The sequence below is a fragment of the Paenibacillus sp. Soil766 genome, assembly GCF_001428105.1.
Lineage (GTDB): Bacteria > Bacillota > Bacilli > Paenibacillales > NBRC-103111 > Paenibacillus_E.
On sequence record NZ_LMSJ01000045.1, the window covers coordinates 45,565 to 68,187 of the forward strand.

The window sequence follows — 22,623 nt, forward strand, 5'->3', positions numbered from 1 at the left end:
CGAACTGCTTTTCTTATGTAGTGCTTAAATTCGAATTTCAAGCAACTCATAGCTTATGATACCCATTGGTGCGTTCACACTAATGACATCGCCTACCGACTTATTCATGAGGGAGATGCCAAGCGGGCTTTCATACGATATTTTATTTTCGTTGACATTGGCTTCTTGCGTACCAACGATTTTGTATTCAATTTTCTCGGCAAATTCCACATCGTTTAAAACGACGGTAGAGCCAACTTGCACTTTGGATGTGGAGGTATTCGTTACTACCTTTGCTTTCTTGAGCATCCGTTCAATTGTAAGAACGCGTGTTTCCATGAAAGACTGGTCATTCTTGGCAGAATGATATTCGCTGTTTTCCTTCAGATCACCGTAAGAAATCGCCAATTTAATACGTTCTGCTAGTTCTTTACGCTTCACAGTTTTCAAATCTTCAAGTTCTAACTCTAAACTGCGTAAACCCTCAGGGGTCAAAATGATTTCATCATTGGACAAAAGTCTAGCACCTCGTTTCATTCGATATTAGCTATACTACTAAAGTCCTTGAGACAAGTAAAGTAATCAGCAGGAGGAATTATTTGTGTTGACCTGCTGACATAAGAAAATTTCTCCTGCAATTTTATAATATTACCAAATAAAGGTGAGAATACCTTTAAATTAATAGACAATGATTTCTTCAGCTACTATACTAACATAACGTGGAATGATTTCTGGGCAATTCGTCGAAAATGAAATGTAAATTTTTTTTGTGCAGAATTGTAATGTTCAGCATACAAAATGGGAAAGTGTGACGACTTCATGAGAGTAAACAGAAGAGTAATTTATATCACTTTTATTAGTGTAATTTTGTTATTAATTACGAACAATAGCTCCTATTATTGGTATGCGAAATCCCTGTTAACACAGGCTATGTCAGAACAGATGGCAGCGACTGCGAATCAAATCCGAACGTCCATTGAGCAGTCGGAAGCAGGCGCCTTCTTCGTGGAGGATATGATTGGGGAACAATTGCGATCTGCGGCTATCTTAGCCAAAGGTAAGTTGGACCCAGATATCGATAAGATATCAAATGACCAACTTGTTTTACTTGCTAAAGAAGCAGGTGTTGATGGGTTTTCGCTCATGAAGCGCAGCGGCAACGGCGATGATATCATGGTTGGTAAATCCTCTGATCCCAATGAACTAACGCTCACAAGCACAATTACGTTCGGGTATTGGTTTACCGCTTTTGACCAATTGATGAAAAATCACAATGTTACGATACCCGAAGGGCAAAAACTTCCTAATTTTTGGGCGGGGATTTATGAAGTGCCCGCTTCAGGCGCAAGCGATGTTAGTAAATTTGGCTATTATTACGATGGGGAAACGAATTATATCATTTGTGTGTTTGTAAATGCTGATAAAATTAAGAAGTTCAAGGATATTATTGGAGCGGATACGATTGTCAAAAAAACACTGACATCCAATCCGGATATTATGGAAATTTCTGGATTAAACGGGATCACATTCGGTACGAAGCCGAAGGAATATATGAGGCCGAATGGCATTATGTATGTTTCCATTTATGACCGTCCCGTGCTATTCGGTACACATACGATCATCCATGAGAATGATTATACGAATTTCAAGCGTGCTATTCAGGATAAGAAACCAGTAAGTGTGGTTGAGAGCTACGAGGGTAATCCGGTTCTCAAGACATTTGTGTATGTGCCAATTAAAGAGAGAATAACGGAAGTTCAGCGAGAAATACCTTATGTGATAACCATTGTTTCGGACTATCAGTCCATACAGAAGACGTTAAATGACCAACTTGTTCGTGTTGCACTGATTATTGTTCTGTTTACCGTGTTCAGTTGTATCCTTGTACTTCTCGTATTCCGATTTATTACGAAGTCACGTGAAACTGCCGTTCAGTCCACGCAAGAGATGTATATTCAAAATGTAGACCTTATGTTTGCAACGATACGTAGTCAACGCCATGATTTCCTGAATCATGTGCAAACCTTGTATGCATTATTGACCAATGGGGAAAAAGAGGATCAAAAGCGCTACATGGAGGAATTAATTGAGGAGATTAATGAAGTCAATGATATAATTCGTATTGGACAGCCAGCTATCGCTGCATTGATTCAATCGAAAATAACGCTTGCAATGCGAACAAAAGTTGCTTTTAGCTATGAATTCATTGGCCTTGATGGGTTATCACTTGGCGTGAAATCGGTTGATCTTGTGAAAATTATTGGGAATCTCATTGATAATGCCTTTGATGAGGCGAATAAATTTCCAGTAGAAGAGCGTGAGGTTTCTGTAAAAGGCTGGAAGGAATCGAACGATGTGAAGATTTCCGTGAAGAATCGGGTGAATCCAACTTTTAATCTGCCAGACGACAAGGAGTTGTTCGCGATTGGCTATAGCACCAAGTTAGAAGGAGAACATCAAGGACTCGGCTTGCCGGTGGTTAAGGAACGTGTTGAGTATTATCGAGGAACGATTGGAGTCAAGCTAGAAGAAGGTTACATTTGTTTTGAGCTATCGATACCCATGCAATAGTAAAATTGAGAAAAATCGCTATTTGGTCATCCAAATTAGCGATTTTTTTGTGTTCTTATTTTGTTAGTGAATAAGGCAGATATGGCAATACATAATTCCAGAATGGAAGTATTAGACAGACAACTAGTAAAACCCAACGAAATACAGTTTCACTTGCGGAGCCGGTGTCGATGGCAATCCATTTGGGAAGCAGACGGATTTTGAGAGGGATTGGCCAGAATAGCTGGACACCACGTTCATTCAGGAGATCGATGAAGGGATGTGAAGCATACGCAAGGATGAATACCCAGAAATATAAAGGTGGCAGAGGTAAGCTGATCATCGCGAGTAATGCCATGAAAAGCAAGGAATGCGTCAATGTTCGATGCTTGATTTTCAATACATGAAGCAATGCAGATAACGGGAAGAGAACCTTGGCCATGGTTGAACCTGGTTTATCTACATCGGCTAAAGTACCCGCCAAGCAACCGAGTAGGAGTGAACCTGCGGCATCCCATGTGAAGAAAGAGATGTCGCCATGAATGAGTACGATTTCGGCTGCAATCATCCCAGCCACACTGTGTGTTTTTTGTAGCATAATAAGCGCCTTCCTATCTGTGAGTTCATATAACTTTATACTATTCGATTTATACATGGAAATTAAGGGGATCGCAATACAAAAGAAATATTGTCGTAATGAACCTATATAAATGTCTGAATACACCTTATAAATGGGATGGTGGATATTCTACAATTAGTCGTAAAGGTGCAAGATTTAGGAAGCACATCTCACACGACTACCGTGTATCTAGGAGGAGAATTCATGAGTTTTATTCAAATTTCAACTTTACTTGCTGAGTATCAAGAGAACCCAATAGGAATAGACACTGCTCAACCTCGCTTTACATGGCAAATCGAAACAGACACTAACGCTACTGTGCAATCCGCGTATCAGATTCAAGTGAGCTTGCATCCTAATAATTTTGAGTCAGGGAGCTTGGTTTGGGATACGACACGTATCGCTTCGGATCAATCTGTGCTCGTTGCTTATGCAGGGCCTGAATTACAACCGCGGACACGATATTTCTATCGCGTAATGGTCTGGAATCAATCCGGTTTGGCTTCGCCATGGAGTGAAATCGCTTACTGGGAAATGGGGCAGCTTCAAGCAACGGATTGGCAAGCGGAATGGATTACGCCTGATCCTTCTCATATTGATCCAGATGCGGAAGAAGCGTACTATCTCCGGAAAACCTTTCGTGTCAGCGAGCAGATTCGTAAGGCAACGATATATGCGACAAGTCACGGTGTTTATGAGCTTGAGCTCGATGGTATCAGAATTGGCGATTGGGAGTTGACGCCAGGATGGACCAGCTACAAGCAGCGGTTGCAGGTTCAGACTTACGATGTTACAAGCAGTTTGAACGCAGGGACTGAGCACACCATTGGTGCGGTGTTAGCGAATGGTTGGTACAAAGGTAACCTAGGTTGGGGTCATCAACGGAATGTGTATGGAAGCGTAAGGGCACTGCTCATGCAAATGCATATTGTCTATGAAGATGGTACCGAAGAGATCGTCGTCAGTGATTCCTCCTGGCGAGCTTCATTAGGACCAGTTCGCATGTCAGAGCTTTATCATGGCGAAATCTACGATGCGGGGTTAGAACATGCCGGTTGGAGTCTGCCGAGTTATGATGATCAAGATTGGATTCCGAGTGTTGAACTGGGCTATGGCAAGGAAACATTGGTTATGCAAGAGAATGAACCGTCACGTGTAACGGAACAGCTGAAACCTGTTGCAGTTATTGAAACCCCGTCAGGGGAAACTGTGCTTGATTTTGGGCAAAATATGGTAGGGAAAGTCCAGATGCGTTTAACGCTGCCTGCGGGTACACGCATTGAGCTCCTACATGCAGAAGTGCTTGATGCACAAGGGAATTTCTACATTGGCAATCTGCGGTCCGCTAAGCAGTCGGTTACCTACGTATGTAGTGGGCGGGGTGAAGAGACATATGCACCGCATTTCACATTCCAAGGTTTCCGTTACGTCAAAGTAATCGGATGGCCACAGGATGTTGCATTCGATGCTTCGTGTTTTGCAGGGCTGGTTATCCACACGGATATGGTAGCGAAGGGGACGTTTGAATGTTCGCATGAACTATTGAATCAGCTGCAACGCAATATCGTGTGGGGGCAGCGGGGAAATTTCCTCGATGTGCCGACGGATTGCCCGCAGCGAGATGAGCGACTGGGCTGGACAGGGGATGCGCAGGTGTTCATTCGTACAGCGGCTTTCAACTATGATGTGGCACTCTTTTTCAGTAAATGGCTGCGAGATTTGAAAGCGGATCAACGCGCAGATGGTGGCGTTCCCTTCGTGATCCCGCATGTGCTTAAGGAGAAAGATCATTCTTCTGCTGCTTGGGGAGATGCGGCGGTGATTTGTCCATGGACACTTTATCAGGTATATGGGGACCGGCGTGTGTTGGAAGAGCAGTATGACAGTATGAAAGGTTGGATTACTTATATCCGCCAACAAGGGGATAATGAATACTTGTGGCAAACCGGCTTTCATTTCGGCGATTGGCTTGGACTGGACGCCAAAGAGGGTAGTTATATCGGGGCAACGCCCAAAGATCTAATCGCAACGTGCTTCTATGCGTATTCGACTTCGCTATTTGTCCGAACGGCCCAAGTCCTAGGACGCGAAGATGATGTCACTGAATACACAGAGCTCTATGAGCGCATCGTGGAAGCTTTCACTGCAGAGTTTGTGACACCAAGCGGCAGACTGGCTGGACATACACAGACCGCGCATGTGCTTCCGTTGATGTTCGGACTTGTGCATGGAAGCACTCGTGAACGCTTAGCAGCAACCCTAGTGGAGTATGTCAAAGAGCAGAAATACCATCTGACGACGGGCTTTGTAGGCACACCGTATCTCTGTCATGTACTCTCGGAGAATGGTTATCATGATGTGGCTGTCAAGCTTGTCATGCAAGAGGATTATCCTTCTTGGCTGTACCCGATTCATCAAGGAGCTACCACGATTTGGGAGCATTGGGATGGCATCAAACCGGACGGCACGTTCTGGAGCGATAATATGAACTCCTATAATCATTATGCATACGGTTCAATTGGGGATTGGTTGTATCGGAAAGTAGCAGGCTTGGATTCCGATGATGGGCAGCCGGGGTACAAACGTATGAGCTTCCGACCTCGGCCAGATTCTGGCCTTACGTATGCCAAAGCATCTCTCATCACCAATTACGGTGAGGTTCGCAGTGAATGGTCCGTTATAGAAGCGGGGGACATTCATTATACGTTCCAGCTCCCGCCGAACACTAGCGGAGAGGTCATCCTAACAGGTTCGACTCTTACCGAAGTGACCTGTCTGGGTCAAAAGCTAGATACCATACCAGGCATTCTAGGTGCTCGTGAAGTTGATGGCGATGTAAGGATTGAGCTTGGTTCAGGAATCTATCAATTTCAGGTGCAGCGTACAAACTCCTTATCTTTGTCATTCTAAGTTTATCGAGTATAATAGAGGTAATGAAGGTTCTTAGAAGGAGAGTTACAGATGGCTGTCATCAACGCAATGGAAACCGTGGTTAAGCAGTTGTTCGAAGAATTTCGGAAGAACTATGAATTGAAGTGTGATTGTTTAACGTGCCACGAAGATATATTGGCAATCGCACTGAACAAGCTTCCACCACGTTATACCTCCAGTGAGAAGGGACATCTATTTGTGAAAGGTGAATACACGAATCAACAGTTGCGTTCAGACGTCATGCGAGAATTAATGGAAGCATCGAGCATTGTTGAGCATCACCAGCATCATCGCGAGTAAAAGTAAGGATGGCATACGCTGCTATCTCCGTTCAGACGGAGGTGGCGGCGTTATTTGATTTAGTCCGATACGGATTCGGACTAATCTGTGCTGGGGGAGTAAACGAACCTGAGCTAGTGGGAGATCTCGTGATCTATGGAGGATAATTCGTTCCACTTTCCCGCACACGACTCCTGTACTATATCCACATAGTTCTTATGAACTATCTTGCGTAATCCCGCTCCCCAAACGGATAAATCGCAACTTCCTGAATGCAAACAAAATTACATAATATAGAAAAAAAAGATGCATAAGATGCAAAAAAAATGCGCTGTCTTTTCACACACTTCGAGCTAAAATAGAAATAGGAATTTCCAAATAAATGAAAATCAGGAGGGGTTCATGTGAAAACAGAGCAGTTTAATGGCATTTTTGATTCGGTGTTAACAGATGTTGTACAACAATCTTATGGCAATATATGCTTGCCCTCCGATGAACAAATCCAACAATCGATGAAAAAAATGATGTCGATGCTAGAAGAAAGCCCGAATTGGTTGTTGCACAATGAATGATCGCGAAAATTTGAAAGCCATCTCCAATGACACACTTGTTGATGCTTACATAAATGCAAGCCGATTGAAGCTGAGTAAGGAATTTCTTATGTTTTTATTATTAGAAATTCAAGCCAGGCAGATTAGTTTATCTCGAGAGGGCAGTTTAGAAACCACAAGCTAATATTCACTCCACAAGGTGAGTTTAAAAAAAGATATGAATCCTTTACAATGTAACGGACAGGAAGCTCCTGACGTTGCACGGTAAGGGATTTTTTGTTTTCGCTAAAGGGAGGGCACTCATGTACATACTTCAGAAGTTGATACCCACGAATTGGTTTCGAAATCAACGCATTCGATATAAAATCATTCTCATTTATTTTCCACTGATCTTCGTGCCTTTGTTTGTGCTCGGTTTCGTTTCGAATCAGGTGTATACGAACGCCATCGTCAAAAAAACGATCAAAAACGTGTCGGACAACTCCTCCCTGATCATTACCCGCATCACAGGTATGTTAACGAACGTGGAGAGCTGCGCGAATATGTTGACCATTAATCTCAACAAGGTGATCGTAGAAGACCCGCAATCCTTAGCGGCACCAGAAACCAGCCTGCAGATGTATACGCAGATCACGAATCAGCTGAGCTTTGCTTTGCTTGTTTTCCCCGATGTGCAGTCAGCTGCGTTCATTGATATGAATAATCGAGTCTATGGCTCGAACGTACTTATGGAGCGGAATCGGGAGTGGCTGCCTTCAAGCCCAATGTTAAAGCAAATTGATGCATCGAGCGGGAATAACATTTGGTTCCCTATGCAGCGCAGGGATTATTTAACCAATGGTTCACAAGAGACGGTGATGACGCTCGGGAAGCGGATCGTCAACATCTATACAGGACAGAAGTTAGGACTTCTCGTACTCAATATCCAAGAGAGCTCCTTATCCGCGATTTATCAGAAAATCGGTTCGATCCAAGATGGCAGTTATTTTATTGTGGATGATGAAGGTGTTGTCACCTCTTCGCAACATCCAGAAGATGTGCTTCAAGAAGTAGCAATTCCTGAGATGAAGCGTTGGATCACATCAAGTAAGCATGTTTCCGAGCCGACTTCCTTCGAATATGAGAAAACACTCGTTGTCAGCTCCGACGTACCTAGCTTCGGTTGGAAATTAATATCGATGGCGCCGCTTGCCTCCTTAACGGCAGATACGCACAAAATTACATTGCTTATCGTTTTACTGGGTATTCTTTGCCTCTTTTTTGCCCTTCTTGGTGCAGGGATGCTCTCCCAATTGATCGCCAAGCCCATCATGGGACTTACGAAATATATGAAGAAGGTCAAGGAAGGCAGCTTAGACATCGAATTCCAAGTGAATTCGGAGGACGAGATCGGGATGCTATCTTCTGGCTTTAATGCGATGATTCGGCGGATTCAGGAGCTATTGACCAATATTAATTGGGAGCAAAAGAAGAAACGGGAATACGAACTTGCCCTCATTCAAGCGCAGATTAAGCCGCATTTCCTCTACAATACGCTAGACGTCATCTATACGCTGTCAGAAATGGGACGAACCCGCGATGTGCAGCGCACAACGAAAGCGCTGGCCGATTTCTATCGCGCTGCGCTTAGCAAAGGCCGCGAAACCATCACGATTGAAGAAGAAATTCGCAACGTGAAAGACTATTTAGCTATTCAACGTATCCGATATTCCGATGTATTTACCTATGAATTTGATATTCATAACGATGTGCTTAGCGGTCAAATTCCGAAACTGACCATACAGCCGCTTATCGAAAATGCCATCTATCATGGACTCAAAACAAAAGGAAGTCTTGGACTTCTCAAGGTGACAGGCGTAATAGTGGATTCCAAAATAAAAATCATCGTTGCAGATGATGGCGTGGGCATGGATTCAGAGCGGCTCAAGGCCATTGTGAAAAAGACGGAATCTCCTCAAGAGGCCGTGGGATATGGCTTTAAGAATGTGAACGACCGCATTCAGCTATATTACGGTGATGAATATGGCTTGCAAATTACAAGTGAACAAGGACAAGGCACGGAAGTTACACTATGGTTGCCTTTTCAAAGTGAGGAAGAGGAGTAGAGCATGCAGAAAATATTAATCGTCGATGATGAATCGATTTTCCGTGAATATTTGCGTTCAGCATTAGATTGGGAGGCTTATGGCTTTGAGCTTTGTGCCGAAGCGAAGAATGGGATCGAAGCCCTAGAGCAAGTTCAATTGCACCAGCCTGATATAGCGCTTATAGATATAACAATGCCTTTCATGGATGGTTTGACCTTGACTGAGCAATTAAAGGAGCACTACCCAGCAACGAGTGTGGTCCTTATCACAGGTCATAACGAATTCGATTATGCGCGAAAGGCGCTCAAGCTGGGCGTAGAAGATTATATCCTGAAGCCATTCTCAAAGGATGAACTCATCCTAACCCTGCTTAAGCTGCAGAAGGAACATGAAAAAGCACGGGAAGTAAGATCCACCCTTAAGGAAAATCAGCAAATGATGAAAGAAAGCTACTTGAACCATTTACTTAGCAGTGATTATCATCATTCGCCAGAGGAAACGACTCAGAAGCTACAGCAATTCGGGGAGTCTTTCGCCTCCTCCTTGTTCGTCGTTGCTTGTATTGAGATTGACCATATGGATGTCAAATGGAATCAAGTGAGTGAACGCTTACTGTGGAAATATGCCGTTACGAACATTTTAAACGAAGCGCTGGAGGAAACGGGGCATCACCTTATTTTCAACGGGCCAGAAGGACGGATTATTTGTCTGGTCGAGCACCAAGGGGGAAAGGATCTCGAGGTTCCTGCGTTAGAGGGGTATGAGAAGCTTATTTTTCTGATCAAAAAATACTTGAAATTTACCATCACCATTGGCGTCGGTCGCAGTCAGTCAGGTTATATAGGCATTCGAACCTCCTATTTGGAAGCGCTGGAAGCACTTCAGAATAAGTTCGTGTTAGGGAACGACCGTGTGATTGCCTATGGATCGAGTGTGCTTGATTCTGGTAAGCAGGCCCTCTACCCAACAGAAGTCAACGATGAGCTGCTTGTGCTCTTGCGCATGCATAATGCGGAGAAGGTGGAAGATAAGCTGGAAGAGGTTTTCCAATCCATTCGGGAGCAGAAGTTGTCACTAGAGTACACCTATGTGATTTCCATGGGGTTAATTTCTGTTTGCTTGTCTTATATCACGGAGATGGGGCATCCCATTGATGACTGCTTTGGCGAAGCCTTTTACCCGTATAGTGAAATCAAGCGGTTGGGTTCGATCGAGAGCACGTCGACATGGATCAAAGAGCTTTTCGCTAAAGCGATTCTATATACGAACAAGCACAAGAAGACGAGATCCTCAAAGATTGCGCAATCAGCCAAAGAATACATAGAGGGGCAATACATGGATTCGGAGCTCCAATTAGATCAGATTGCCCAGCAGGTGTTCATTAACCCAAGCTATTTGCGGGCGCTGTTTAAAAAAGAAATCGGGATGACCGTAACGGATTATGTGACGCATGTACGCATGCACAAAGCGAAGGAATTACTAGGGAAAGGCAACATTCGTTTGGCGGATATTGCAGAGCAGATTGGGGTCAGTGATCCTAGTTATTTTAGCAAAAGCTTCAAGAAATTCTTCGGGTATTCACCTAGTGAGTATGAGAATAATCGCTTATAACGACTGCACGCGAATGTGCGGATTTTACAAGAAGCCCTCAGTTATTCCATTATCACTGTGGGTTTTTGCCTCTATACTGAGGATGTAAAGAGGAGAAACGCACAAGAATTATTGGGAGGTCTACACATGAAAAAGATGGCAGTTACTCTCGTAAGCTTACTCGCGGCGACTAGCCTAGCAGCTTGCGGTTCCACAGAAACACCGAAAGAAACAACGAGCGCAGCACCAGCGGCAACAGCTGCAGCAACGACAGCACCGGCTAAGGCGGATGCAAAACCAGTAAAACTACGCATTTATGCCCAATATGCAGATGAAGATACGAAAACACCTTACGACTATGCGGTAGCTGAATTGAAAAAGGAAATGCCAAATGTCGAGCTAGAGTTGGATATCCAAGCACAAGATGATGGACAGAAGTTGAAGACGTATGCAGCGACGGGCAATCTTCCGGATATTTTCCAAGCAGGTCTAGACATTATCGACACGTTCAAAAAATCCAATAACATCTTGATGTTGGATGAGTATGTAACGAAGTTTGGCTTCAAGGACAAAATGCAGCCGAGCGCAATGAATACACTCGTTACCGATGATGGTCACACGTATGCATTCCCTTATGCAGGAAATGAAGTAGCGCTCTTATACTACAACAAAGATTTGTTCCAACAAAATGGCGTGAAAGTGCCAACAACGTATGATGAAATGATGACAGCTGTAAAAACGTTCAATGCGAAAGGCATTACGCCGCTTTCCATTTTCGCCAAAGAGAAATGGCCTTGCGTAGCGCTGTACGACATGTTCGTCACACGTGCTGAACCAGGCGGTATCAACAAGCTGGATAAAGGTACGGCTAAAGCGGAAGACGCTGCTTACAAAACAGCCGCTGATAAAATCATCGAGCTTGTGAAAGCGGGCATGCTCCCTAAAGGAGCAACGAACTTGAACTATGACCAAGCCGCGGCACTATACCATGAAGGTAAAGCAGCGATGTTCATCAATGGTCAATGGGAAATCGAAGCAGCAACTAAAGCGCTGGGCGACAAAGCCGGTTACATGTACCTGCCAGCAGCGGATGCAGCAGCATACGAAAAAGGTAAAACAGCGTTCAGCGGCAGCGGTGGACCTGGTGGATACGCGGTATCCGCGAACACCAAGGATAAAGAGCTTGCAGCGAAAGTAGCTTCATTCGTCTCTTTGAAATATGCCGAATACAAATTCACGAACCGCAGCAACCCAATCGTAGCTACTAAAGTTGATAAGCCGATTGTGAAGCAGTTCCCACCGATGATGGATCAGCTTTCCAAGGATATTCCGAAAATCACAAGCACAACTGCGTTCTCATGGGGCTTGTCCAATCCGAAGTTCAAAGCAGCACTTGAAGATGCTACACAAAACCTAATGACAGGTAACTACACATCTGATCAATTCGTGAAAGATCTGAATAAAGCAGCCGTAACTGCGAAATAAATGGGATTCTTTTGACAAGGAGACTCACCCTGGAATGCTCCGCCCCAGTGTGAGTCTTCTACTCTACAAGGGAAGTGATGACATGCGCAAATTCATGGGAAATAAAGTGGCGATAATGCTGTTCACGCTGCCGGCTCTCCTTTTGTATACAGTGATCGTGTTTTATCCGATTGTACAAACCTTTTACCGCAGCACCTTCGAATGGGATGGCCTTAGCGAAGGCACGTTTATTTTTCTAGATAACTACACGCGGTTGTTTCAAGATAGTATTTTCTATACGTCGCTCTATAACGGTCTCGTATTCGCAGGGATCCTAGCCATTGTGCAAATTGGGATCGGGTCCGTACTCGCTTTTACCGTAGCAGAGGGCTTCAAAGGAAGTAAGATTCTACGCATTTCCTACTTCATTCCAGTTGTACTTTCGATTACCGTCGTTTGTCAGCTCTGGTTGGCGATGTATAACAGTGAATATGGGTTAATTAACAAGGTGTTCGAAGCACTTGGCATCTCTTATCGTCAAGACTGGCTGACGAACAGCAAAACAGCGATCTTCGCGATTGCCTTCGTAAACGCTTGGCAGTACATGGGCTACCAGTTCGCGCTGCTTCTTGCGGCTGTGAAGTCTGTACCTGAACAGTACTTAGAGGCTGCTCGTATCGATGGGGCTTCCAAATTCAAAGCACATATGAAGATTACGATACCGATGCTGGCGGAGACGTACAAATTTTGTCTAGTTCTCGCGATTACGGGGGGGCTGAACGCCTTCGCTAACATGTTTATCATGACAGGCGGCGGACCAGGTAACTCCACGTACACATTGACGTACCTCATGTACCGATCAGCCTTCCGTGTTGGTGAGTTTGGTTACGGCAGCGCAGCTGCAGCGTTCCTCGTCATTGAATGTTTGATCGTAACGTTAGCGATTAACAAACTTATCGCACGTGAACGTATTACCTTTTAAGGTAATGCTTACGAAGCCAGTTTTCTTACGAAAACTTTAAGGAGGATGTTATAGATGAACGGCTTACTCAAATTACGCAAAAAAAATCCGCTTCTTGGCATCCTTTTATGGGTGTATGCGGGATTGTCAGTGTACCCGTTATTGTGGATGATTTTCTATTCACTCAAAAATAACAATGAGATTTTCGTTACGAATCCTTTCGGGATTCCAACGCATTTCCGCTTTGAAAACTATGTGGATGCTTGGTCCAAATTTAATGTTCCACAGTACTTCAGCAACAGCTTGCTCGTGGCCGCATGTACGGTTGTTGGTACGATCGTTCTCTCTGTAACGTTTTCCTACGCGGTTGCTCGGATGCAATGGCGCTTCAAGGAAGCGGCGAGAATTTATGTGGTCATCGGGATGTTCATTCCCGTTCAAGTGATCATGATCCCATTAGCTATTCTTGTTCGTGATTTCCACTTAGCTAATACGTACGGTGCACTCATCATTCCTTATATTGCATTTAATATCTCGTTCTCCAGCATGGTGTTCTACGGCTTCTTCCGTTCGATCCCGGTCGAGCTCGAAGAATCCGCCTGCATGGATGGGGCGAGCATTTATCGGACGTTTTATACCATTATTTTACCAATTATTAAGCCGGCTATGGCGACGATGGTCATTTTCGTATTCTTATCCTCTTGGAATGAATTCACAATGGCACTCATTTTAATTACCAAAGAATCATTGAAAACTTTGCCGCTCGGATTACTCTTCTTCCAAGGCCAGTTTACAACGAACTGGGGGGCAATGGGGGCAGCGATGACGATTGCCAGTTTGCCAACAGTCTTGGTTTATATCCTCTTTAGTGAGCAAGTTGAGAAAGCAATGACCGTAGGGTCAGCAGTGAAAGGTTAATATGGGAAAAGGATTTTCATTCATGGGACGGTGGCATATGGCTACCGTCTTATATGTCTCTTTCGTCGTCCTCATTCTTTTACCCATTTTCATTGTGACATGGTTCTCCGTGCGGTCGTTTAATTATGTCTTATTCGACAACGTAACGACAAGGGCGATGCAAACGCTAGAGCAGGTTTCGTATACAGTCGACAAGGAAACGAGCAGGATGATTAATACCATTGCAACCATAGCCAATGATGATAAGCTGTTTGCTACGGCAACAAGCATTCATTATCAAGCTAATCAGAGTCAACAAGCCAGCCATGAAGCGAGTATGGAGTTAGATCACCAGCTAAGTAATTATTTTCATTACACGGCTGAAATTATTTCGGCAGTTTTCTTTTACCGAGACGGTGGTACATATGCGTACAAGCAAAGTCTGGGCTTACAAGAAGATGAGCTGCGGCATGCACATTGGTACCGGCAAACGTTAGATAAGGTCAATAAAGTTCAAATCTTTGGTGCAGAGGATAATTTACGTCCTGGTACCAGTGGGCATATGGAGATCACGGCGTCGATTTCGCCGAAATTCCCTGATTCTTTTAATGGAGTTGAAAACGTTTACTTTATTTTTCGGGGCAGCGTGTTGCAGCAATTGCTTCGGACGCAAGTTTCGGCGTCGGGGTATTTCCTGGTGATTTCACCGAATGGCAGCATCATTTCGAGCTCATCTGACGAGTTGATCATGAATCAAACATCAAGTCATGCCTTATTAAAGCGAGCGATGAGCGAGCAGACAGGAAACTACGTTCAAAGTGAGGAGGGCAAACAGTCCTTCGTGAGTTACCTAACTTCTGCGCAAACTGGATGGAAATACATACATGTGATGCCTTACGATCAAATGTTAGCTAGCGTTAAGCAAGTCTATAATCGCACAATGCTAGTCTCAACCGTTGCGTTAATTGTCTTTTTATTGGCTTCCTGGTTCTGGGTGCGCAGTATGGCGAAGCCCATTCTTACCCTTGTCAGGCAGATGAACCGCGTGAAGATGGGGAACTTTGAAGTGCAATTGGAAGCATCAGGTCCCATAGAGACCTATGTGTTAGGTCATAGCTTCAATGAAATGACTTTGCGCATCCAAGAGCTTATCAAGGAGCGGAAAATCAAAGAAGATGAGCGCTTGAATGCGGAGATGAGTGCCTTGCAATCGCAAATCGGACCTCACTTTCTGGTGAACACACTTAACGCCATTAAAATCATGGCACTGATAGCGAAAACACCGCACATCCAGAAGATGACCGAATCGCTGATGCATTTGGTTTCATCGGCCTTTAACCGCGGCGGCAGTTACACAACAGTTCGGGAGGAGCTGCAGCTGCTGGATGATTATTTTGCGATCATGCGTATTCGATATGGGGATCGGTTTGAAGTTCATACCGAACTGGAGGATGAAATCAGCCAATCGACGATGTTAAAGCTTTTGTTACAGCCGCTGGTTGAAAATAGTATCGTACATGGCTTTCATGGTTTGGATCGTAAAGGGATCATTCATATTCGCGGATATAAATGGGGAGATCGCCACTTCGGGATCACGATTCGGGATAACGGGCATGGTTTCGAGATCGACAAGGAGCAATCGGCGAGAAAGCAAGGAGGTGATTCCTTCAATGGGATTGGACTTGCGAATGTACAAAGTCGTATCGAGCTTCAATATGGACGTGAAGGAAGGCTCGTTGTGAGAAGTGAACCGGGTATAGGCACACAGATGGAACTAGTCCTCCCAATACTTGAGGTTTGTCCGACCGGTACGACAATGAAAAAGGAGGCATTGAAGCATGTTTAGGGTGATGCTTGTCGACGATGAACCGCTTGTACGGCTTGCGCTACGTGAATTGATCGATTGGGAAACATACCAGTGTGAGATAGTTGGGGAGGCTTCAGATGGTCAAGAGGCTTTGAGAACGCTTCATAAGCATGAAGATATTGATTTGATCATGATGGATATTCAAATGCCTAAGATGGATGGAATCACCTGTTTGGAGCGGTTAAGTAGCCTTAGTATCAAGATGAATCCCGTCGTTATCGTCCTTAGCGCATACTCGGAGTATGACTATGTGCGTCAAGCATTCCTGTTGGGGGCTGTCGATTACATCGTGAAGTCACACATGGAACCGGAGCCGATGAATGCTGTCGTTGCGAAAGCAGTTGACATGTTAAAAGAGCGAATGCAGCATGCCGAACGAGAGGAACGTGAGCAGCGAGCACAGCAGATGAAAGCGCGAGAGATCACGCTTACTGCTCATCTTCGAGGAGGGAGCGATGTGCCACAGGAGACGCAGGCAAGCTTTCATGAAAGCGGTGAACAGGTCATCGCATGTATTCAAGTCCCGACAACAGAGGAGTCGGGTACTTTCACACAGCACATGATTCGGCAAGTGATGGAGGGGTATTTCCCTGAGGTTACCATCCTTCCGATGAGTGTGAAGGAATATGCACTTATGCTTTCTTTCCGTCAGGAAGCAAGCCAAGGTCGTCACAGTATCAGGCAGCGCCTCGCAGAAGGTATGGATCAACTCGTGAGTCATTTCAAGCAATACGTGAATCAATCGGTATCGATCGGGGTATCTGATTTCATACAGTCTCGCCAGGAATGGCGAACAGCTTATGAGCAAGCGAAAGAGCTGGCAGAACTGCGCTTTTTTACCAAGGAGGGAAGAGTATTCTTTCCCGAACACGCGAGGATGAATCGTTCACAGCTGCAATCTTGTGGCATAGAAGTATGGGATCGCAAGGAGCTGCTGCGGTGCCTGGAAACGGGCCAACCGTGGCAAGAAGAATTGGATAAAGGGTTTGCCTACTGGCAATCACAGCAAGCGAAGTCAGTGAAAGATATCCAAAAAATGTATCAAGGTTTTCTCTGGGAATTAGGAGGGCTGCTGCATGCCCATGGATTGGATTGGAAGGACGTTTCAGAACTAGAAACCCCACCCTATGAAGATTTACTTCAAAAGTCGAGAATGATGGATGTTCACCACTGGTTAATGAAGCTGGTCACGAGTGTTGCTTCTCAGCTCGACCCTCGTCGATTAGCCATTCAACAGTCCCCGCGACTGATCGACAAAGCGAAGGCGTATATCGATGCGCATTATCATGAACCTCTTTCGTTGAGTGATGTTAGTGAGTGGGTAGGTGTGAGTGAGAGCCATTTAAGCAAACAATTTACGAAGGAAACGGGAGAGAATTTCATCGCCTATGTGACCCATATTCGGATTGAGAAAGCTATCCAGTTGATGTGGGGCGGCATGAAGCTGTTTGAAATCGCTGAGAAAGTGGGCTACCCGAATCAGGGGCATTTCAGTCGCATTTTCAAGAAAGTAACCGGTCAGACGCCACAACAGTATCGCGAGTCTAGCCGATTAGGGTGATGCACAAGAAATGCACAAGTAAGCACAAGAATCGTCATGTCCTTTGTGCTTCGCCACTCTTAGAATAAGGGTTGTAAGCGTAAACATAAGAGGTCATGGAGGGGTTGTTTGAATGAGAAAAAAATGGGCAGGACCACTATTAGCAAGCGTGTTGACGATGTCGGTAGTACTAAGCGGGTGCGGAACTACAGAGAGCAGTGGGGCGACAGCGCCAGCCGGGACAGATAAACCTAAGCAAGAGGCTGCTGCCGGCAGTAAAGTGACCATCAAGATGGCGATGTGGGACGTTAACGCATCTTTTATTGATTTTTTGACAGCTAAAGTGAAAGAGTACTCCAAGGTTGACCCTAATGTAAATGTTGAAGTAGAAGCGTTCAAAAATGATGGCGATTATTTGAAAGCGATGAAGGTTCGTCTCTCTGCCAATGAAATGCCTGATTTCTTCGAATTGAAGCCGAACTTTATTAATGATTTCAAAACCGAGCTGCTTCCGCTCGACGATCTGAGTACAACGGCTAAGAATAAATATGCGAAAAAGTACGCAGTGGACGGCAAAGTGTTAGCGATGCCAACTGTTCAATTCCCTGAGATGGTCTACTACCATCCGAGTATTTTCAAAGAGTTGGGACTTGCCGTACCAACGACTTGGCCGCAATTCATTGATGTGTTGAGCAAGATCAAAGAGAACAAAAAATACATTCCGTACGCGATGGGAGGCAAGGATGCTTGGCCGGATTACCCGTTCAATGAGTTCATGCACCACATCACCTCAGGTGATGAGAATTACTTAAGCAACCTTGCGACTGCGGCGCATCCTTTTGCAGAAGGCACACCGTTCTACAAAGCGTATAGCAAAATCGAAGCCTTGTACGGGGCCAAAGTGATGGGTCCAGATCCACTTGGTGTAAGCTGGGATCAAGCAACAGGACTGTTTGAGAGTAAGAAAGCAGCTGTTGTAGCTGCGGGCTTATGGTATCTGGATACGTATATGTCCAAAGTGGGTAATGCTGACGATTTGGCAGCGTTCCCGTTGCCTGTTCGCGATAGTGAATCCGAGCCGCTTACCGTGATGACGTTCTCAGATCACTTCTATGCGATCAATACAAACAGCAAGAACACCGAAGCTGTGAAGAAGTTCATGGACTGGTTCTACAGCCCAGCTGTTCATCAGCAATACGTAGATAAAGTGAAGCTAGGCGCGGTGATTGATGGTGTGACTGCGAATGTGCCGTTCCTGAATGATTTCTACAAAAACAATAAAATCACGCCGTTCTTATATGTGCCAGGCAACCAGAAGTACACGGATTTGATCAATGCGACGCAATTGGATTGGAAGACGGTCGGTCAAGATATGATTTCAGGCAAAAAGCTTAGTGATATCTCCAAGCAATTGGATGATAAATGGATCAAAGCGCGTGACGCGAAGAAATAAGATCGTATAGAGATGGAAGGGCAGCAGGGAATGCGGTCGATTTGGTGTAACCGTGTTTCCTCTACCCATGCCTTGGAGGTGAGACCTACATGAGTTACAACATGCAAAAAAAGTTGATTATCGTCATTTTTCTAGCCGTGCCTGTATTTCTACTCTTGTTGCTTTTGATGTATCCGACTTTAAAGCTCGTACAGCTTAGCTTGACAGACTGGAATGGGATCTCGAGAACATTTAACTATGTAGGGTGGGATAATTATGTGCAAGCCTTTCATATGCCAGAAATTTGGAAATCACTCTATCATAATTGGCAGTATTTCCTCATTCATGCCTTGATTCTTCCACTTGAAATCATGATAGCTGTAAGCTTGAACGCCAAAATGAGAGCGAATGCTTTCTTCCGCTCCATTGTGTTTCTACCTTATGTCATTAATGGGGTCGCAGTGGCGTATGTGTTCAGCTATTTATATAACCCGATTAATGGACCACTCAATTTATTTCTAGATTCTGTAGGCTTGGATTCATGGATTCAACGCTGGCTGAGTGATCCAGCTGTCGTTAACTATTCGTTAATTTTTGTATCGTTATGGCGTTATTGCGGTCTGCATGTGATTTTATTTCTTGCGGGATTGCAGTCGATCCCAGAGGACTTGTACGAAGCTGCACGCATGGATGGCGCAAGTCCGTTAAGACAGCTTTGGCATATCACCATTCCTGGTATGAGTCGGGTTATTGAGATTGTGCTATTCCTGAACGTACGTGGTGCCTTGCAAGTGTTCGACATTCCGTTCTTGATGACCCAAGGTGGTCCGGCTAATGCCAGTTCGACCTTTACCTTGTACACGGTGGATACAGCTTTTAAATTCAACAATTACGGCCTAGCGTCGACAATGGCTATTCTGCTTATGGTCATGATTATCGTGTTCAGTTATGTGCAAAAGAAAATTTTTCAAGCAGCAGGAGGCGGTGAAGCATGACAATCAGCTCGCGATTAAAGCCGCTGTATTACCTCGTATTCGCGTGTATCACGGTCATCGTACTCATTCCCTTGTTCCTAGTACTATTTGCCTCTCTGAAGCCTGCTGCAGAGCTTGCTGCCTCGTCTCCGATAGCGATTCCTGATACCTTCTACTTGGGAAATTTGAAAACAGCGTTTATTAAAGGGGATATTCTGACGGGATTTAAAAATACATTCATCCTCATCTTCATGAGTGTTGTGTTGAATATGATTTTAGGTACGATGACGGCCTATATTTTGAATCGATTTGATTTCCGTTTGAAAAAGCTGATTTTCGCGCTGTTCACGGTCGCGATGGTCGTTCCCTTTTACACCACAGAGGTTGCAAGGTTTCAAATTATTAAAGCGCTAGGCTTATACAACACGTTGTACGCACCAACCTTAATCTATGCGGGGACGGATCTCCTGCAAATCTTCATCTATCTGCAGTTCATGGAGAAAATCTCCAACCAGTTGGATGAAAGTGCCATGATGGATGGCGCGTCTTACTTCCGCATTTTCCGATCGATTATTTTCCCAATTATGGTGCCGGCAACAGCGACCTTAGCGATCATTAAAACGGTTGAGATCATGAATGACATGTATATTCCATTCTTATATATGCCTGCGAAGAAGCTGCATACGCTGTCTACTGCACTCATGTCCTTCGTGGGGGAGCGAGCGTCCTATTGGAATGAGCTCGCTGCAGCGATCCTAATTATCATGCTGCCGACTGTGCTTATTTACCTATTTTTCCAACGGTACGTCTTCGCAGGTCTCATGGACGGAGCTGTGAAAGGATAATATTGGATGTAAATGTTAAAATGACCCCATTTCGGGGTCATTTTTTGCATGAAAAGTGCCAATTAAACCATATATCAATTCCCCTTATATAAGTCATAAGAGGATTCTAATTGACCTATGGTGCGCACTGTGATAGTTTTCAATGGAGAGTAAAAATAGTGCGAAAAATAGCAAAGCTTATCAATACATGCTGATGAGGTGGATTTTGTTGGAACTTCAAGTCTTAAATAGTCCTTTTAACCAAGAGCAAGTTGAATTGCTCAACCGCGTCCTACCAACGTTAACAGATTTGCAACGAATTTGGCTGAGTGGTTATTTAACTGCTGGGCAAGGTTCGACAACTTCTGCGACAGCTCCTGTTACTTCCGTACCAACGGCTGTAGCTAGTCAACCTGTCATTTCCAAAGAAGTTACCTTACTTTTCGGTTCTCAAACAGGGAATTCCCATGGATTGGCCAAAAAGTTTGCAAAGAAGCTGGAAGAACAATCGTTCCAAGTAACGCTCTCTTCCATGAGTGACTTTAAACCGAATAATCTGAAAAAGGTTCAAAACCTGCTCTTGATCGTGAGCACTCACGGGGAAGGCGATGCGCCTGATAACGCGATCTCATTCTACGAATTCCTTCATAGTAAAAGAGCGCCTCAATTAGAAGAACTTCGTTATTCCGTTCTTTCCTTGGGTGATACGTCATATGAATTCTTCTGCCAAACAGGAAAAGATTTTGATAAGCGTTTGCAAGAGCTTGGTGCAAAATCATTAACTGAACGCGTTGATTGCGATGTTGACTTTGATGAGCCGGCTGCGGCTTGGGTGTCTAGTGTTCTTAATGCTTTAAATGCGTCATCTGCTACAGCTTCCGTTGGTGGAGCAACAGCTTCGTCTGGAAGTGCTTCTTCCGCGGAGTCGGAATACTCCAGAACAAACCCGTTCCAAGCGGAAGTGCTTGAGAACTTGAACTTGAATGGCCGTGGCTCTGATCGTGAAACGCGCCATGTGGAAATTTCTTTAGAGGGTTCCAATTTACAATATGAACCAGGCGACAGCTTGGGTGTGTTCCCTGAGAATCATCCGCGTCTTGTCACAGAGTTGATCCAGGCGATGGATTGGAATGCAAGCACGCCGGTTGTTGTAAACAAAAATGGGGAAGAGCGTCCTTTGCAAGAAGCACTTACTCGTTATTATGAAATTACTACATTGACGAAACCTTTATTAGAACAAGTGGCAAAACTTGCTTCTAATGATAAATTACATGCTTTAGTTGCTGCAGGAAATGAATCCGAATTGAAATCATACCTTGCAGGTCGAGACTTACTTGATTTGGTGCAAGACTTCTCCTTACAAGGTGTGTCTGCTAACCAATTCGTAGCTGTGCTCCGTAAACTGCCTGCACGCTTGTACTCGATTGCGAGCTCGTCCAAAGCATCACCGGATGAAGTGCACATCACTGTACGTGCTGTTCGCTATGAAGCCAATGGACGCAACCGTTATGGCGTCTGCTCCGTTCACCTTGCAGAGCGCGCACTATCGGGCGCAGCATTGCCGGTATACATTCAAAGCAACCCGAATTTCAAGTTGCCTGAGAATCCAGAAACGCCAATTATCATGATTGGACCTGGTACTGGTGTAGCGCCATTCCGTTCTTTCCTTGCTGAGAAAGAAGAGACGGGCGCAGATGGCAAAACGTGGTTATTCTATGGGGATCAACACTTCGCTACAGACTTCTTGTACCAAGTTGAATGGCAACGTTGGTTGAAAGATGGCGTTCTTACGAAATTAGACGTAGCCTTCTCCCGTGATACAGATCAAAAAGTATACGTACAGAACCGCATGCTAGAGAAGAGTCGCGAGGTTTATCAATGGCTGCAAGAAGGCGCCGTTGTGTATATTTGCGGAGACGAGAAGAAAATGGCTCACGATGTGAATGCTGCGCTGCTCACGATTCTTGAGCAAGAGGGCGGATTAAGCAATGAAGAAGCCGTGCAATACTTGGCTAACATGCAACAGCAAAAACGTTATCAACGGGATGTTTATTAAACCGGGATCCCCGCGATCGCGA

General features: G+C 44.7%; 18 protein-coding genes. 16 read left to right on the forward strand and 2 right to left on the reverse strand.

Going from position 1 to position 22,623, the window contains the following annotated elements; translation table 11 throughout:
- Positions 1–24: 24 nt before the first annotated feature.
- A complete protein-coding gene (gene greA, locus ASG89_RS27565) occupies positions 25–495 on the reverse strand; it encodes a transcription elongation factor GreA (protein ID WP_057314376.1) in 471 nt (156 codons plus the stop codon).
- 303 nt (positions 496–798) lie between these two features.
- Here greA and ASG89_RS27570 point away from each other — a divergent pair, with 303 nt between their 5' ends.
- A complete protein-coding gene (locus tag ASG89_RS27570) occupies positions 799–2,550 on the forward strand; it encodes a sensor histidine kinase (RefSeq protein ID WP_057314378.1) in 1,752 nt (583 codons plus the stop codon).
- A 55-nt stretch (positions 2,551–2,605) separates the two neighbouring features.
- On the opposite strand, the gene ASG89_RS27575 is transcribed toward ASG89_RS27570, so the two are convergent.
- Entirely contained in the window at positions 2,606–3,127 is a 522-nt protein-coding gene (locus tag ASG89_RS27575; RefSeq protein WP_057314380.1) for a metal-dependent hydrolase, read from the reverse strand.
- Between the two features lie 225 nt (positions 3,128–3,352).
- Here ASG89_RS27575 and ASG89_RS27580 point away from each other — a divergent pair, with 225 nt between their 5' ends.
- The 15 genes from ASG89_RS27580 (at position 3,353) to ASG89_RS27640 (ending at position 22,601) form a co-directional block, all read left to right on the forward strand.
- Positions 3,353–6,058: an alpha-L-rhamnosidase gene (locus tag ASG89_RS27580; protein WP_057314383.1), complete on the forward strand. Its 2,706-nt coding sequence runs from the start codon at positions 3,353–3,355 to the stop codon at positions 6,056–6,058.
- Between the two features lie 51 nt (positions 6,059–6,109).
- Positions 6,110–6,379 carry a late competence development ComFB family protein gene (locus ASG89_RS27585; RefSeq protein WP_057314385.1) on the forward strand — a complete coding sequence of 90 codons (270 nt, stop codon included), beginning with the start codon at positions 6,110–6,112 and terminating at the stop codon, positions 6,377–6,379.
- A 383-nt stretch (positions 6,380–6,762) separates the two neighbouring features.
- A complete protein-coding gene (locus ASG89_RS36775) occupies positions 6,763–6,930 on the forward strand; it encodes a hypothetical protein (RefSeq protein WP_157276840.1) in 168 nt (55 codons plus the stop codon).
- A complete protein-coding gene (sda, locus tag ASG89_RS35875; protein ID WP_082593653.1) occupies positions 6,923–7,093 on the forward strand; it encodes a sporulation histidine kinase inhibitor Sda in 171 nt (56 codons plus the stop codon). The genes ASG89_RS36775 and sda overlap by 8 nt, the downstream gene beginning before the upstream one ends.
- A gap of 118 nt (positions 7,094–7,211) precedes the next feature.
- Positions 7,212–9,014, forward strand: a complete 1,803-nt coding sequence (locus ASG89_RS27590) for a sensor histidine kinase (protein WP_057314387.1) — start codon at positions 7,212–7,214, stop codon at positions 9,012–9,014.
- A gap of 3 nt (positions 9,015–9,017) precedes the next feature.
- Positions 9,018–10,607: a response regulator gene (locus tag ASG89_RS27595; protein ID WP_057314389.1), complete on the forward strand. Its 1,590-nt coding sequence runs from the start codon at positions 9,018–9,020 to the stop codon at positions 10,605–10,607.
- A 126-nt stretch (positions 10,608–10,733) separates the two neighbouring features.
- Entirely contained in the window at positions 10,734–12,071 is a 1,338-nt protein-coding gene (locus tag ASG89_RS27600) for an ABC transporter substrate-binding protein (protein ID WP_057314391.1), read from the forward strand.
- A gap of 82 nt (positions 12,072–12,153) precedes the next feature.
- Positions 12,154–13,032 (forward strand): carbohydrate ABC transporter permease, encoded by an 879-nt coding sequence (locus ASG89_RS27605; protein ID WP_057314828.1) that lies wholly within the window; start codon positions 12,154–12,156, stop codon positions 13,030–13,032.
- 54 nt (positions 13,033–13,086) lie between these two features.
- Positions 13,087–13,929: a carbohydrate ABC transporter permease gene (locus ASG89_RS27610; protein ID WP_057314393.1), complete on the forward strand. Its 843-nt coding sequence runs from the start codon at positions 13,087–13,089 to the stop codon at positions 13,927–13,929.
- Between the two features lie 22 nt (positions 13,930–13,951).
- Positions 13,952–15,754, forward strand: a complete 1,803-nt coding sequence (locus tag ASG89_RS27615) for a sensor histidine kinase (protein WP_162259741.1) — start codon at positions 13,952–13,954, stop codon at positions 15,752–15,754.
- Positions 15,747–17,336 carry a response regulator gene (locus ASG89_RS27620; protein ID WP_057314397.1) on the forward strand — a complete coding sequence of 530 codons (1,590 nt, stop codon included), beginning with the start codon at positions 15,747–15,749 and terminating at the stop codon, positions 17,334–17,336. The genes ASG89_RS27615 and ASG89_RS27620 overlap by 8 nt, the downstream gene beginning before the upstream one ends.
- Positions 17,337–17,448: 112 nt before the next feature.
- On the forward strand, positions 17,449–18,768 hold the full coding sequence (locus ASG89_RS27625; protein ID WP_057314399.1) for an ABC transporter substrate-binding protein: 1,320 nt from the start codon (positions 17,449–17,451) through the stop codon (positions 18,766–18,768).
- A gap of 89 nt (positions 18,769–18,857) precedes the next feature.
- The gene (locus ASG89_RS27630; protein ID WP_057314401.1) at positions 18,858–19,742 is read left to right on the forward strand and encodes a carbohydrate ABC transporter permease; all 885 of its coding nucleotides are present in this window, start codon (positions 18,858–18,860) and stop codon (positions 19,740–19,742) included.
- Complete coding sequence (locus ASG89_RS27635; RefSeq protein ID WP_057314403.1) at positions 19,739–20,566, forward strand: carbohydrate ABC transporter permease; 828 nt, start codon at positions 19,739–19,741, stop codon at positions 20,564–20,566. Before ASG89_RS27630 ends, ASG89_RS27635 begins: the two co-directional genes overlap by 4 nt.
- A gap of 208 nt (positions 20,567–20,774) precedes the next feature.
- Positions 20,775–22,601, forward strand: a complete 1,827-nt coding sequence (locus ASG89_RS27640) for an assimilatory sulfite reductase (NADPH) flavoprotein subunit (RefSeq protein ID WP_057314405.1) — start codon at positions 20,775–20,777, stop codon at positions 22,599–22,601.
- Positions 22,602–22,623 lie beyond the last annotated feature (22 nt).

What these genes read in the sequence shown, in the direction of transcription:
- ASG89_RS27570 (WP_057314378.1), top strand. Translation starts at nt 799, where the DNA reads ATGAGAGTAAACAGAAGAGTAATTTATATCACTTTTATTAGTGTAATT.
- ASG89_RS27575 (WP_057314380.1), bottom strand. Translation starts at nt 3,127, where the DNA reads ATGCTACAAAAAACACACAGTGTGGCTGGGATGATTGCAGCCGAAATC.
- ASG89_RS27580 (WP_057314383.1), top strand. Translation starts at nt 3,353, where the DNA reads ATGAGTTTTATTCAAATTTCAACTTTACTTGCTGAGTATCAAGAGAAC.
- ASG89_RS27585 (WP_057314385.1), top strand. Translation starts at nt 6,110, where the DNA reads ATGGCTGTCATCAACGCAATGGAAACCGTGGTTAAGCAGTTGTTCGAA.
- sda (WP_082593653.1), top strand. Translation starts at nt 6,923, where the DNA reads ATGAATGATCGCGAAAATTTGAAAGCCATCTCCAATGACACACTTGTT.
- ASG89_RS27590 (WP_057314387.1), top strand. Translation starts at nt 7,212, where the DNA reads ATGTACATACTTCAGAAGTTGATACCCACGAATTGGTTTCGAAATCAA.
- ASG89_RS27595 (WP_057314389.1), top strand. Translation starts at nt 9,018, where the DNA reads ATGCAGAAAATATTAATCGTCGATGATGAATCGATTTTCCGTGAATAT.
- ASG89_RS27600 (WP_057314391.1), top strand. Translation starts at nt 10,734, where the DNA reads ATGAAAAAGATGGCAGTTACTCTCGTAAGCTTACTCGCGGCGACTAGC.
- ASG89_RS27605 (WP_057314828.1), top strand. Translation starts at nt 12,154, where the DNA reads ATGCGCAAATTCATGGGAAATAAAGTGGCGATAATGCTGTTCACGCTG.
- ASG89_RS27610 (WP_057314393.1), top strand. Translation starts at nt 13,087, where the DNA reads ATGAACGGCTTACTCAAATTACGCAAAAAAAATCCGCTTCTTGGCATC.
- ASG89_RS27615 (WP_162259741.1), top strand. Translation starts at nt 13,952, where the DNA reads ATGGGACGGTGGCATATGGCTACCGTCTTATATGTCTCTTTCGTCGTC.
- ASG89_RS27620 (WP_057314397.1), top strand. Translation starts at nt 15,747, where the DNA reads ATGTTTAGGGTGATGCTTGTCGACGATGAACCGCTTGTACGGCTTGCG.
- ASG89_RS27625 (WP_057314399.1), top strand. Translation starts at nt 17,449, where the DNA reads ATGAGAAAAAAATGGGCAGGACCACTATTAGCAAGCGTGTTGACGATG.
- ASG89_RS27630 (WP_057314401.1), top strand. Translation starts at nt 18,858, where the DNA reads ATGAGTTACAACATGCAAAAAAAGTTGATTATCGTCATTTTTCTAGCC.
- ASG89_RS27635 (WP_057314403.1), top strand. Translation starts at nt 19,739, where the DNA reads ATGACAATCAGCTCGCGATTAAAGCCGCTGTATTACCTCGTATTCGCG.